The organism is Glycomyces sp. NPDC049804 (assembly GCF_040674615.1).
GTDB classification, from domain to species: domain Bacteria; phylum Actinomycetota; class Actinomycetes; order Mycobacteriales; family Micromonosporaceae; genus Glycomyces; species Glycomyces niveus.
Genome location: NZ_JBFAMQ010000006.1, coordinates 242,184 through 254,836, shown reverse-complemented (window position 1 = coordinate 254,836; position 12,653 = coordinate 242,184). Strand labels below are relative to the sequence as shown.

Annotated in this window: 10 protein-coding genes and 1 tRNA gene; 2 read left to right on the top strand and 9 right to left on the bottom strand. The window is 68.7% G+C overall.

Going from position 1 to position 12,653, the window contains the following annotated elements:
- Positions 1–352 precede the first annotated feature (352 nt).
- Together AB0K52_RS12295 and AB0K52_RS12290 are read right to left on the bottom strand one after the other, a co-directional pair.
- Positions 353–2,923, bottom strand: a complete 2,571-nt coding sequence (locus AB0K52_RS12295; protein ID WP_363530574.1) for an RICIN domain-containing protein — start codon at positions 2,921–2,923, stop codon at positions 353–355.
- A gap of 1,117 nt (positions 2,924–4,040) precedes the next feature.
- Positions 4,041–4,125: transfer RNA gene (locus AB0K52_RS12290), tRNA-Leu, on the bottom strand.
- A 156-nt stretch (positions 4,126–4,281) separates the two neighbouring features.
- On the opposite strand from AB0K52_RS12290, the gene AB0K52_RS12285 reads away from it, so the two are divergent.
- On the top strand, positions 4,282–5,295 hold the full coding sequence (locus tag AB0K52_RS12285; protein WP_363530182.1) for a phosphotransferase: 1,014 nt from the start codon (positions 4,282–4,284) through the stop codon (positions 5,293–5,295).
- A 45-nt stretch (positions 5,296–5,340) separates the two neighbouring features.
- Positions 5,341–6,438, top strand: coding sequence for a C45 family peptidase (locus AB0K52_RS12280; protein WP_363530179.1), 1,098 nt, complete (start codon positions 5,341–5,343; stop codon positions 6,436–6,438).
- On the opposite strand, the gene AB0K52_RS12275 is transcribed toward AB0K52_RS12280, so the two are convergent.
- The 7 genes from AB0K52_RS12275 to AB0K52_RS12245 all read right to left on the bottom strand — a co-directional run bounded on the left by AB0K52_RS12275 (position 6,435) and on the right by AB0K52_RS12245 (position 12,643).
- A complete protein-coding gene (locus AB0K52_RS12275) occupies positions 6,435–7,244 on the bottom strand; it encodes an RNA methyltransferase (RefSeq protein ID WP_363530176.1) in 810 nt (269 codons plus the stop codon). The two genes, AB0K52_RS12280 and AB0K52_RS12275, sit on opposite strands and share 4 nt — an antisense overlap.
- Before the next feature lie 78 nt (positions 7,245–7,322).
- On the bottom strand, positions 7,323–8,357 hold the full coding sequence (locus AB0K52_RS12270; RefSeq protein WP_363530173.1) for an SPFH domain-containing protein: 1,035 nt from the start codon (positions 8,355–8,357) through the stop codon (positions 7,323–7,325).
- Between the two features lie 88 nt (positions 8,358–8,445).
- Positions 8,446–8,892: an NfeD family protein gene (locus AB0K52_RS12265; protein ID WP_363530170.1), complete on the bottom strand. Its 447-nt coding sequence runs from the start codon at positions 8,890–8,892 to the stop codon at positions 8,446–8,448.
- Between the two features lie 86 nt (positions 8,893–8,978).
- Complete coding sequence (locus tag AB0K52_RS12260) at positions 8,979–10,019, bottom strand: ferrochelatase (RefSeq protein WP_363530571.1); 1,041 nt, start codon at positions 10,017–10,019, stop codon at positions 8,979–8,981.
- A gap of 16 nt (positions 10,020–10,035) precedes the next feature.
- Positions 10,036–10,818 (bottom strand): enoyl-ACP reductase FabI, encoded by a 783-nt coding sequence (fabI, locus tag AB0K52_RS12255; RefSeq protein ID WP_208496024.1) that lies wholly within the window; start codon positions 10,816–10,818, stop codon positions 10,036–10,038.
- A gap of 51 nt (positions 10,819–10,869) precedes the next feature.
- Entirely contained in the window at positions 10,870–11,574 is a 705-nt protein-coding gene (locus tag AB0K52_RS12250) for a beta-ketoacyl-ACP reductase (RefSeq protein ID WP_363530166.1), read from the bottom strand.
- A 118-nt stretch (positions 11,575–11,692) separates the two neighbouring features.
- Positions 11,693–12,643: a VWA domain-containing protein gene (locus AB0K52_RS12245; RefSeq protein WP_363530163.1), complete on the bottom strand. Its 951-nt coding sequence runs from the start codon at positions 12,641–12,643 to the stop codon at positions 11,693–11,695.
- Positions 12,644–12,653: the final 10 nt, after the last annotated feature.

Sequence of the window (12,653 nt, the reverse complement as noted above, 5' to 3'; positions counted from 1 at the left end):
GACGTTTTCATCTCATACCAAGTGATCCGTTTTTGGTTATGACGTAATCGGTCCGATCAACTAGGGCTCGGCGTGGCGAGGTGCTCGCCGAGAAGCCGCCCTCCGTCGATCAGCGGCCTCATCCCATTCCGGAGTCGCCACTCGCCAATCCTTTCGAGGAGGCTCGCGAGTAGCCACCGATCCGCCACACCGAGTGTGCAGGTGACCGTGGCGGCATGGGCATCCCCCGGCGGATTCGCCGCCACCCTGGCGATCGGCGCGGTCGCCGGCCTCCGGCGGTCCGCGCCGATCGACTCGCCCCGACGGAGGCCCTGGCCTCGCTGAGCCACCGCCGAGACACTTCCGAAACACCCTAGGCGGGTACGAACTGCCACTGTTGGTTGGCCCCGCCGTTGGCGGTCCATTGCACTACCTGCGCCCCATCGGTGGTCGCCCGGCCGTAGACGTCGGCCACCAGTCCGCTGTTACGGGCGGCGATCGTGTAGTAGCCGTCACCAGTGGGGCGCAGGTACCACATCTGGTTGGTGCCGCCGTTGGCGGACCACTGCTGCAGCTGCAGGCCCTCCGTGCTGCTGCCGGCGTTAACGTCGAGCACCCTTCCGGAGGCGGTGTAGCGCAAGATGTAGGCGTCTTGCGTGGTGCTGATCGTCCACGTGGGAGTGCCGCTCTGCTGGATCGCCTTGGCGCCGTCGGCGGTGGAGTTGCCGGCGATGGCGAGGGGCTTGCCGCTGTTGCGGTTGACGATGCGGTAGGTCCCGGGTGCGGGTCCGGTTTCGGTTCCGCCGATGGTGAAGTACTCGACCGCGTCGGTGAAGAGGGTGCTGCCGGACTTCGCCGTCGACAGCTCCAGGTACACGCGGCTACCGGTGGCGGGCGCGGTGAAGGACACCGACTGGGTGACCCGCGAGCCGAGCGGGATGGTCAGGTTGGTGCTGTCCGACGCGACGACCGTGCCGGTCGGGCTGTCGAGCCGGGCGATCCAGGTGAAGTCCACCGAGGTGCCGGCGAAGCCGTCGTTGAACACGGTGATGGTGCGGGTGACCGTGGCGTTCCGGGCGTAGTTGGGCACGGCCTGCGGCAGCGGGAAGGTGCCGTTCGCGTCCGAGACGCCGGAGGCCGACCAGTACGGGAGGTCGACTGCGGCTACCGGGTTGAACGCCGCCTGCACGCGCTGGATCTGCGGGTTGCTCCAGGGGTCCGGGAGGTTGTCCACGCCGTAGACAGGGCGACCGCCCTCCTCCGGGATGAAGTCGGTGGTCCGCACTCCGGGCACGACGCTGGCCCAGGCGGACAGCAGCGTATACGGACGCAGGTCGCTGGCGTTCTTGCCGCGCTTGGCCAGGGTTGCCGTGGCGAACCACTCGAAGCCCTGCTTGGTGTTGCATGCCGGCCAGATGTACTCGCCCTCGCCGTCGGGCCGCCCGTTCACGGTCTTCAGGCCCTCCCCGTACCTGCCGAAGCCGTCGACGTAGTGCGGGATCACCGCGAAGTTGGCGTACGTCATCCCGGGATACCCGTTGAGATTCCCGTCGACGCCCACCTCGACGATGACCGGCCGGGTGCCGTCGTTGCCGTTCATCGCCGCGTACAGGTCCTTCTCGAACTGCTCGGAATCCTGGCCGCTCTGGTTCGGCTCGTTGGACTGACTCCAGCGGATGATCGCGGGGTGGTTGCGATCGCGCAGGACCAGTGCACGGGCGTGGTTGACCATATTGTCGTGCCCGGCGATCCAATCCTGCTTGCCAGAGGAGCCGCGAATCGCGGTCTCGCCGATGATCATCAGGCCCATCTCGTCGGCGACATCCAACATGTACGGGCTCGCGGGCTCCTGGTGGATGCGCACCACGTTGAAGTTCAGCCGCTGGTAGTTCTCCACTGCCTGCGGCCAGCCGCCGTTGCCGGGCGACGGGGGCAGGAAGCCGGGCAGGGTGTCGTAGGCGTCGCCCTTGCCGCCGTTGTTGATCCGGTCGTAGTCGGCGCCCTGGAGGTTGTCGCCGCGGAAGTTCACGCGCACGCCGTTGAGGTAGTAGTAGTCACCGTTCTGGGTGGCCTCCCGGAACCCGAACCGGTACGTGGCGTCGCTGGGGTGCCCGTCATCGGTGACGGCATGCACCGTCAGCCGGTGCAGCTGCGCCCGGTACCCCGACCGGTACGGCACGTTGGGCCGCCAGTACGAGGTGCTGTCGAGGTTCCACGCGACCGGCCCGACGGTCACGGTCGCGGTCGAGCGGGCCGCCACGGTGACCGTACGGCTGGGCAGTTCAGGGTAGGTGAAAGCCGTTCCGTTGTGGGACGACAGCGACCCGGTCAGCGTCACCGACCGGGAACTGCCCGACGTGTTCCGCACCGACACGTCGTAGCTCAACGTCTTGTTCGCCACCGACGTACGCACGAATGTGTCGCTGACGTACACCGCCGGGTACACCCGCAGGAACGCGGACCGGAAGATCCCTTGCGGTATCGCCTCGCACCAGTCGGCGGCGTCGGGCACCAGGTACCGGCCGTTGGATGCCTTCAGCGCGCCGCGGCCCTTCACGTTCACCGTGATCGTGTGGGTGGTGCCGGGCGCCGCGTATGCGCTGATGTCGAAGTTCGACGGGGTGAACGCCGTCGTCTGGGTGGCGGCCACGCGGCCGTCGACCGACAGTGTCGCCTGGTGATTGACGGCGCCGAACTCGATCCAGGTCGACTGCGGCTGCCCTGAGTCCGGCACGGTGATGCTGCGCGAGTACACCGCCTCGTTCACGTCGGTGAATCCTTGTTTGTACCAGCCGCCGCCGGGCACGCTGATCGACGTCGGCGCCCGGCCCGCCGGGGTGAAGCTCCACGTTCCGGCGAGATCGATGGAAGTGAGCGCGGCATTGCCGGCCGACACGCCATCGGTCGCGGCCGCCCCGACGGCGGCACCGGCTCCATCCGGCATCGACGCGTAGATCGCGGCGGCCGGGAGGACGGCCGCGGTCTGGAGGAGGCGGCGACGGGAGAGGTTGGGTTGGTCGGGTTGAGAGGCCATGGGGGGCTCCTTCGTTCAGGTCCGGTGGGGGTGGGGCCGGGCTTGTGGGCGGCCGGAGCCTCTGGCACGAGGACTCCGGCGGCCGACTCATTTGTCTTCGTGCCGCCTGTGATCGGCATGGGCGAGGGCCACTGCCAGTGAATCGACGCAGACAACGGCCCTCGAAGCCCGACGGTTTGCGGGCGCCGAAGTTCAGGCGAAGAACCGAACACAAGCGCCTCCGTCTGCCCCGAGCGGCCAGCAGCATTACATCAGACGTCATACCTTACACGATTAGATAGACGAATGTCTATTTCGTGATGACTGCATTACTCAGTGGTCCATCCTTGAAAGTTGACCTTCGCGGACGATGATGGCTCGGCTCCGTTGCGGCGCTTAGGTTCCGGCTACATCCGGAAGCAGCCTCTCGCGTGATTTCCGTTGTTGTACAAGAAAACACAAGAGCGGCTGCGGAAGCTGGCCCACTGCAGGAGGCGTTCGGCTCGGGGACCCGAGGCGGTGGTCGATGCGATGGCCGACCTGTGCACGGGGAGGCCAGCTCGCCTCAACGCCCGGGAACTACATGCGCGGGCTGCTGGCACCGCTGGTGCGGAAGAACTGCGCCTCCATCGCCGAGTGGGCCGGGCACGCCAGCCCGGACCAGTGGCGCTGCCTGGTCGAACGCGCGGCCTGGGACGAGCAGGCGCTTCGGGCGCACCTGGCGACCCTGGCCGTCGAATGCCTCGGCGACCAGGACATTTTGAACTCCGAAGTGCGCAACCTCTGGATCGCTGCCGCATGCCCGGCACCGATCCTCGCAAAACCCTGCGGCGCAACAAGCTCCAAGAGTGAAGCGTTCGCCAGGGTCTCCCACCCTCGGCTCAGACTGCGGCAGAACGGATCTCTCCACAGGGGCGGGCGGCCGGAGCCGCCCGCCCCTCATGACCACACCATTTGCCCACCGATCATTACTCGGCCTTAAGCACATCGACACAGAAGGTAGGACTATGAAAAAGAAGGCCCCGGTTTCCCGAGACCTTCGAATCTGTGCGCGAGGGGGGACTTGAACCCCCACGTCCGTTAAAGGACACTAGCACCTCAAGCTAGCGCGTCTGCCATTCCGCCACCCGCGCGTGCACAGTGAGTTTATATGCGATTGTGTTGAGCTGCCAGTTTGTTCTTTTCGATCGCCCCGGCAACGAGATGAAACTTTACACGATGCTTTCGGGGGTTCGCCAAGGGGGGTTCGCGGTCGGGCGGGGGTGCCGGCGGCGGCTAGGCTGGGGGGCATGACCGTGACCGCGCCTCGACTCCCCGACGCGGCGTTGACACATTGGGATCTCGGGCAGATCTACCAGATGCAGCGGGTCCAGACCGGGCTGATGAACCGGTCGTGGCGGGTCGATACGTCGTCCGGGTCTTATCTGCTGAAGTTGTTCCGGGACGTCACCGGCCCTGAGCTGCAGTTTCAGTTCCATGTGCTGCAGACCCTGGGGGCTTCGGGCGTGCCGGTGGTGCTGCCGGTGCTCAGCCGGGACGGGCGGACCACCATCTTCTTGGAGGGCGAGGAGTTCGGCGTCTTCCCGTGGGTGGGGGGACGGCACCGGTCCGGTTTGTCCATGTCGAGGGAGGCTTGCCGGGATCTCGGGTCGGTCATCGGCAGGTTGCATCGGACCTTGCACTCCGCCATTCCTGCTGACCGGGCTCCTAAGGCTGAGAACCCACCGACGACTGAGGCTGCGTTGCAGAAGGTCGACCGGTTGTTGGAGCTGGTCGCGGCCGGGCGGGGTGACAAGACCGGGTTCGAGGCGATTGCCGAGCAGACGCTGCGGTTGAAGCGGGGGCTGCTGGTGAGGCTCGGGGACCGGCGACCGCCGGATCTGTTGCCGCAATACACGGGGTACACGCACGGGGACCTGCACCCGCACAATGTCTTGCACGGGCCGGACGACCGGATCTCGGCGATCCTGGACTGGGACCGGCTGGTGGTGTCCTCGTACGCCAGGGAGATGGCGCGGGCGGCGGTGTTCTACTTCACGTATGGCGATGAGCGCGGGCTGGATTGTGATCGGATCCGGGCGTTCGCCGGAGGTTATCGGTCAGTCTTCGACGTCGGGGAGCCCGAGATCGGGTTGGCCACGCACCAGCTGTGGTGGGACCGGCTGACCGACAACTGGGTCATCGAGTGGCACTATGTGCGGCACAACTCGGCGTGCGACCACCTGCTGCCGGGGCAGACGGGCCTCGTGAAGTGGTGGACGATCCACTACTCGCAGGTGGAGCAGGCCTTGATGGGGCGCTGAGGAAGTCGCTGGATTATCCGTATTGCTTTTGTCACAATCGGATCCATGACTTCTCTTCCGCTCTTGCACCTAGAAGGCGGCCCGCTCGAGCGCGGGCGGCAGCACGGCGAGGCCCTGCGGGAGGCGATCCGCACCAACGTCGCGGTGTACCGGTCCCGGATGCTCACCTCGGGCGTGCCGAAGGACGAGCTGGCGGAGCGTTCGCAGCGGTTCCTGGAGCAGTTCACGCGGTATGACGCGGACTACCGGGCGACCATGGACGGCATCGCCGAAGGGTCGGGGCAGGACATGCTCGACATCGTGCTGCTCAACGCCCGGTACGAGCTGCTGTACAGCGCCTGGAGCGAGTTCGGGCGGCCCACGGTCGACAGCATCCGGTCCGAGTGCACCTCGTTCGGCGGCTCTGACGGCGTGTTCACCTCCGGCGGCACCCAGATCGGGCAGAACTGGGACTGGTTCACCGGTGTCGAAGGGGCCTTGCTGCGGTGGGAGCACGATGATGTGGCGGTGATCGGGTTCACCGAGGCCGGTGTCGCCGGGGCCAAGATCGGGCTCAACAGCGCCGGGATCGGCCTGTGCATCAACGGACTCGGAGCGTCGGCCGACGACTGGCGGCTCGACACCGTGCCGTTCCACCTGCGGGCGCGGCGGGTCCTGGAGTCGAAGACGCTTGGGGAGGCCGTCGGGCATGCCCTCGCGCCTCGGCCTGCCTGCTCGGCCAACTTCTTCATGGGGAGTGCGGCGGACGGGGTCCTGACCGTTGAGACCTCTCCCCTGGGTTCACGGGTGATCTACGAGGACGGAGCTGCTCCCCTGGTGCACGCCAACCACTTCCGGGATCCCGCTGCGCTCGGGGTCTACGAGAGCTGGCTCGAGACTGGGCGGGTGTCGACCTACCACCGCTGCGACCGGATGGAGACCCTGCTCGCCAAGGAGTCGCCGGTGTCCCGCGAGCGGCTGTACGCCGCCATGCGCGACCACGAGGGCGGGCCGCTCGCGCTCTGCCGTCACCCGGTCGAGACCGATCCCGTTGAGCTGCAGACGCACACGGCGTTCGCCGCGCACCTGGAGCTCGACGCCAAGCGGTTCTCGTACACGTGGGGCCCGCCCTGCGAGTCCGAGTTCGCGACGGTGAGCCTCTAGCGGGGCGTCGGCTGGGACAGCTCCCAGCAGGCCACTGCGGTCGCTGCGGCGACGTTGAGCGAGTCGACGCCCGCGTGCATGGGGATCACCACGGTGCGGTCGCACGCCTCCAGTGCGGCCGCGGTCAGGCCGGGGCCTTCGGCGCCGAACATCAGGGCGGGGCGCACGCGCTCCTCGGCGGTCACCTGGCCGATGTCGATCGCGCCGCGCGAGGGGCTGAGGCCGTGGAGGGTGAAGCCGGCCTCGCGGACCTGGGCGAGGCCGCTCGGCCACGGTTCCAGGTAGGCGTACGGGACCGCGAACACCTCCCCCATGCTCACGCGCACGCTCCGGCGGTACAGCGGGTCCGCGCAGTCGGGAGCCAGGAGGACGCCGTCGAAGCCGAGTCCTGCCGCGACCCTGAAAACGGCGCCGATGTTGGTGTGGTTGTTCAAGCCTTCGAGGACGACCAGGCGCTTGACGCTCTTGAGGAGTTCGGCCGGCGCGGGGAGTTCCTTGCGGTGGAACGAGGCCAGCGCGCCGCGGTGCACGTGGAAGCCGGTCACGGACTCGAGGACGTCCGGCCCCGCGGTGTAGCAGGGCGCGTCCTCGGCGAGGTGCGCGAGCTGGTCGGCGCGCTTGGCGTCGATGAGCATCGAGCGCATCCGGTAGCCGGCGCGCAGCGCCCGGCCGATGACCTGGTGGCCCTCGGCGATGAAGAGGCCGTGGGGCTGCTCGAAGCGGGTCCGCAGGGCCAGGTCGGTGAGGGCGCGGTAGTCGCCGAGGCGGTCGTCCTCGGGGTCTTCGATGGTGATGACGTCGGGCACCCGGTGATTCTGCCCTACGGGTGCGCGAACGCCCGGGGTGCCTGCTCTCGAGAGCGGCTCCCCGGGCGTCGGGTACTGCTAGGCGGGCGCGGGCGGGAGCTCGTCCCGGGTCTTGCCTTCGCCGAGGTCCTGGACCTCGCGGGCGGCCTGCTGGGCCGCCTCGAGGGCCTGGGCGGCGGAGTCGTCGAGTTCGAGGGCGCTGGTGTCGACCTCGACCTCCTCCTCCTGGGAGGGGCCGGAGGAGTCTGCGCCGCCGAAGGCGTTGCCGATGCCGCCGAGGGCCTTGGTGAGCTCGGCGGGGATGACCCACACCTTGTTGGCGTCGCCCTGGGCGATCGTGGGCAGCGTCTGGAGGTACTGGTAGGTCAGGAGCCGGTCGGTGGGCTTGGCGTTGTGGATGGCCGCGAAGACCGTCTGGATCGCCTTGGCCTCACCGTCGGCGCGCAGGACGGCGGCGTCGCGCTCGCCCTTGGCCCGCAGGACCGCGGACTGCTGCTCGCCCTCGGCCATGAGGATCGAGGAGCGCTTGGTGCCCTCGGCGTTGAGGATGGCGGCGCGGCGGTCGCGCTCGGCGCGCATCTGCTTCTCCATGGCGTCGCGGATGCTCAGCGGCGGCTCGATGGAGCGCAGTTCGACTCGGGTGACCTTGAGGCCCCACTTGTCGGTGGCCTTGTCGAGCTCGGCGGCGAGGCGGGCGTTGATCTCCTCGCGGCTGGTGAGGGTCTTCTCCAGGTCCATGGAGCCGACGACGTTGCGGAGGGTGGTGGTGGTCAGCTGCTCGACGCCGGCGAGGTAGTCGTCGATGTTGTACACGGCCGCGGTGGGCTGCGTGATGATGTAGTACAGGACGGTGTCGATCTGCACGCCGAGGTTGTCGGCGGTGATCACCGGCTGGGGCGGGAAGTTGACGACGCGCTCGCGAAGGTCCACTTTGGCGCGGACGTTGTCGACGAACGGCACCAGGAGCCGGGGCCCGGGCTCCAGGGTGCGGCGGTACTTGCCGAGGCGTTCGATGATGTAGTTCCACTGCTGGGGAACGATCTTGATCGAGCGGAACAGCACGATGATGAAGAAGATCGCGACTATCAGCAGCAGTATGCCTACGGCGTCCATATTGTTCTCAGCCTCCAGTGTCTGGGATCGGCGGGCTCTTCACTTGGCTTCGGGTCTTCGTGCGGCAAGGCTATACGGGGGCTACCAGTCAGCCCTGCTTCCAGACGATGACGCTGGCTCCCTTGATTTCTACCACTGTCACGCTCATCCCGGGTTCCAGCGACTGGTCGGGCTCGAGGGGGAATGCGGTCCAGTTGGCGCCCTCGATCTCGACGAGGCCGCCGTCGGCGTCGACCTTCTTGACGACGCGGGCCTGGGCGCCCTCGATGGCGCGGGAGCCGAAGGCGCGGGGGGTGCTGTCGCCGCGGGAGTCGTTTTCGAGGGCCTGCTTCAGGAAGGGGCGCAGGCCGAACAGGGACACGACCGAGCCGGCGCCGAAGAGCACGGCCTGGAGCCAGAAGGGGGCGCCGAGGGAGGCGCCGATGCCGGCGAGGACGGCGCCGACGCCGACCATGGCGAGGACCAGGGTGCCGGTGAAGAGCTCGATGGCGCCGAGGATCACAGCGGCGATGATCCAATAGAAGACGGGTTCCACACCACAAGCATGTCATGCGGAAGCGACCTGCGGTGATTACGGGCCGGGCCCGCGTCCGTGCGGACGCGGGCCCGGTCGATCCGCGCTTAGCGGCTGCGGTGCTTCTCGGGGGCCGGGGGCCGGCGGGCGGGGCAGCAGCCCTCGACCATCGGGTCCCAGACCGGGAGCTTGCCGAGGCGCTGCAGGGGCGCGCCCTGGACGCGTTCGGCGATGAGGTCGCGGAACATGCCGACGATGTCCGCGCCGACTTCGGGCGTGCCCGCCCGCAGGTAGCGCAGGCCGAGTTCGGCGGCGGTGTCCTTGGCCTCGTTGTCGAGGTCCCACAGCACCTCGATGTGGTCGGAGAGGAACCCGACCGGGCTGACCACGACGGTGTCGACGCCTTCGGAGGCGAGGACCTTGAGGTGGTCGTTGATGTCGGGCTCGAGCCACGGCATCGACGGCGGGCCGGAGCGGGACTGCCAGACCACGTCGAACGGCCCGGTCCAGCCGGCGTGCGACGCGACGAGCGCGGCGGCCTCGGCGACCTGGTCGGAGTAGCGGGCGCCCTCGGGGCCCGAGCACTCCTCCATGACGTCGGGGATCGAGTGCGCGGTGAAGACCACGCGGGTCTTCGACCGGTCCTCGATCTCCCCCAGGCTCTGCTCGAGCTGCGCGGCGAAGCCGCCGACGAAGCCCGGGTGGTCGAAGAAGTGGCGGATCTTGTCGATCACCGGCGCGGTGTCGCCGACGGCGGCGCGCGCGGCGTTGATGTCCTCCACGTACTGGCGGCACGAGGAGTACGAGCCGTAGGCGCTGGTGCACAGGGCGAGGGCGCGCTTGACGCCGTCGCCGGTCATCTGCGTGACGGCGTCGACGAGCATCGGCGGCCAGTTGCGGTTGCCCCAGTAGATCGGCAGGTCGATCCCGCTCGCGCGGAACTCCTGGCGCAGGGCCTCGAGGACTTCGCGGCACCACTGGTTGATCGGCGAGATGCCGCCGAAGTGGTAGTAGTGCTCGGCGACCTCGGCGAGGCGCTCGTCGGGGATGCCGCGACCGCGGGTGACGTTGCGAAGGAACGGGAGCACGTCGCCGGGGCCCTCCGGGCCGCCGAACGAGACGAGCAGGACGGCGTCGTAGCCATTCATGGTCATGGCGGCTCCGCTACTGCTCGGTGCGCTCGACCCCGACGGCGTGGAAGCCGCCGTCGACGTGGAGGATCTCGCCGCTCGTGGCCGGGAACAGGTCGGACAGGAGCGCCGCGCAGGCCTTGGCGACCGGCTCGGAGTCCGTGAGGGACCAGCCCAGCGGGGCGCGGGTGGTCCACGCCTCCTCGAAGGCCTCGAAGCCGGGGATGGACTTGGCGGCCATGGTTCGCTGCGGCCCCGCTGAGACGAGGTTGACGCGGATGCCCTTCGGGCCCAGGTCGCGCGCGAGGTAGCGGTTGGCGGACTCGAGGCCGGCCTTGGCGACGCCCATCCAGTCGTAGACGGGCCAGGCCTGGCTGGCGTCGAAGGTGAGGCCGACGATGGAGCCTCCGTTCCCCATCAGCGGCAGGCAGGCCATGGCGAGGGCCTTGTAGGAGAAGGTCGAGACCTGCAGCGCGGTCGCGACGTCCTCCCACGGGGTGTTGAGGAAGTTCCCGCCGAGTGCCGACGGCGGGGCGTAGGCGATGGCGTGCAGGACCCCGTCGATGCCGTCGACGTGCTCGCGGACCTTCGCCTCGAGCCCGGCGAGCTGCTCGGGGTCGGTGGCGTCGAGCTCGATGACGGGGGCGGGCGTGGGGAGCTTCTTGGCGATCCGCTCGACCAGGGACATGCGCCCGAATCCGGTGAGGACCACTTCGGCGCCCTGCTCCTGCGCGTACTTGGCCACGCCGAAGCCGAGGGACTGCTCGGTGATCACCCCGGTGATCAGCAGCCGCTTGCCGTCCAAGAATCCAGTCATCTGTTCCTCCGTCGTTATTCGTGCTTGCAAATACTGTGGCCCGCGAGGGGGCTAGTGGCCCATGCCGAGGCCGCCGTCGACGGGGATGACCGCGCCGTTGACATAGCCGGCGTCGTCGCCCGCGAGCCAGGTGACGGCCCCGGCGATCTCCTCGGCCGTCGCGAACCGCTTGGCGGGGATCGAGTCGAGGTAGGCCTTGCGCTGGGCCTCGGGGAGCGCGTCGGTCATGTCGGTCTGGACGAAGCCGGGGGCGACGACGTTCGCGGTGATGTTGCGCGAGCCGAGTTCGCGGGTGATGGAGCGGCTGAGGCCGACCAGGCCGGCCTTGGACGCGGCGTAGTTCGTCTGCCCGGCGTTGCCGTAGAGGCCGACGACCGAGGAGATGAAGATCATCCGGCCGAACTTGGCGCGCAGCATCTTCGAGGAGGCGCGCTTGGCGACCCGCCACGCGCCCTTGAGGTTCGTGTCGACCACGCGCTCGAACTGCTCGTCGCTCATGCGGAGCAGGAGGGTGTCGTCGGTGATGCCGGCGTTGGCGACGAGGATCTCGACGGGGCCGAACTTGTCCTCGACCTCGGTGAACGCGGCGTCGACCGAGGCGGTGTCGGTGATGTCGCACTGCACGCCGTAGAGGCCGTCGGGGGCGCCGGTGCCGCGGTGGGTGACGGCGACGTTGTCGCCCTGGGCCGCGAAGGCTTTGGCGATAGCGAGACCGATCCCGCGATTGCCTCCGGTGACGAGGACCGTGCGCGCCATTGTTCGAACTCCTCAAGTTTATTTGTATGAAGCCACCGACGATCGTAGCGACGGGCCCCTTCCGCGGCGAAGGGGCCTTCACGCGCCGTGTGGTTCGGGCCTCAGGTCGGGCCGGGCCCTAGGTGAGGCGGGAGGTCCAGGCGAGGCTGAGTCCGGCGGCCGCGAACAGCAGGATCATCGCGGTCCCGATGAACCACTGGGAGACGTCGCGGGCGATGGTCTGGTGCGCGAGCGAGGACTCCATGTCCTCGTAGACCGAGCGCAGCTCCTCGGCGGTGGCGGCCTCGTAGAAGTTCCCGCCGGAACCGTCGGCGAGCGCGGCGAGGGCGTCGCGGTCGACGGGCACTGAGACGAGCTCCTGGTCGAGCTCGATCACGCCCTCGTCGGTGCCGAAGGCGACGGTGGAGACGGGGATGTTCGCGGCGGAGGCGGCCTCGGTGGCCTCCTCGACGGTGCGCCCGGCCGTGCGGTAGCCGTCGGACATGAGCAGGATGCGCGCGGGCGGGAGCGTCCCGGACTCGTCGGCGGGGACCTGCTGCACGGCCTGCAGGGAGGCGAAGACCGCTTCGCCGGTGGCGGTGGCCTCGGCAAGGTTGAGGCCGAGGATCGCGGAGGCGACGCTGGCGTGGTCCTTGGTGGGCGGCACGTTCACCGAGGCGAACCCGGCGAAGGAGACGAGGCCGACGTTGTACTGCTCGGGCAGGTCGCTGACGAACCCCGCGGCGGCCTCCTTCGCGGCCTCGATGCGGGTCGGCGACACGTCTTCGGACATCATGGACAGTGAGACGTCGATGGCGAGGATGATCGTGGCCCGCTCCTGCGGCTCGTCGACGTCCACGGCCGGGCGGGCCATGCCGCCCACGAGCACCGCCAGCGCGATGACGAGGAGCCCGGCCGGGAGGTGGCGGCGCCAGCCGGGGACCTTCGGCACGAGCTTCGCCAGGAGCGAGGCGTTGGCGAACCTGACGGCGATCCGCTGGCGGGCGAACTGGGCCCAGACGTAGACCGCGGCGAGCGCGGCGACGGCGATGAGCGCCAGAAGCCACATCGGTTCGAGCAGGCGGATCAACACTTCTCCT

What these genes read in the sequence shown, in the direction of transcription:
- AB0K52_RS12295 (WP_363530574.1), bottom strand. Translation starts at nt 2,923, where the DNA reads ATGCCGGATGGAGCCGGTGCCGCCGTCGGGGCGGCCGCGACCGATGGC.
- AB0K52_RS12285 (WP_363530182.1), top strand. Translation starts at nt 4,282, where the DNA reads ATGACCGTGACCGCGCCTCGACTCCCCGACGCGGCGTTGACACATTGG.
- AB0K52_RS12280 (WP_363530179.1), top strand. Translation starts at nt 5,341, where the DNA reads ATGACTTCTCTTCCGCTCTTGCACCTAGAAGGCGGCCCGCTCGAGCGC.
- AB0K52_RS12270 (WP_363530173.1), bottom strand. Translation starts at nt 8,357, where the DNA reads ATGGACGCCGTAGGCATACTGCTGCTGATAGTCGCGATCTTCTTCATC.
- AB0K52_RS12260 (WP_363530571.1), bottom strand. Translation starts at nt 10,019, where the DNA reads ATGAATGGCTACGACGCCGTCCTGCTCGTCTCGTTCGGCGGCCCGGAG.
- fabI (WP_208496024.1), bottom strand. Translation starts at nt 10,818, where the DNA reads ATGACTGGATTCTTGGACGGCAAGCGGCTGCTGATCACCGGGGTGATC.
- AB0K52_RS12250 (WP_363530166.1), bottom strand. Translation starts at nt 11,574, where the DNA reads ATGGCGCGCACGGTCCTCGTCACCGGAGGCAATCGCGGGATCGGTCTC.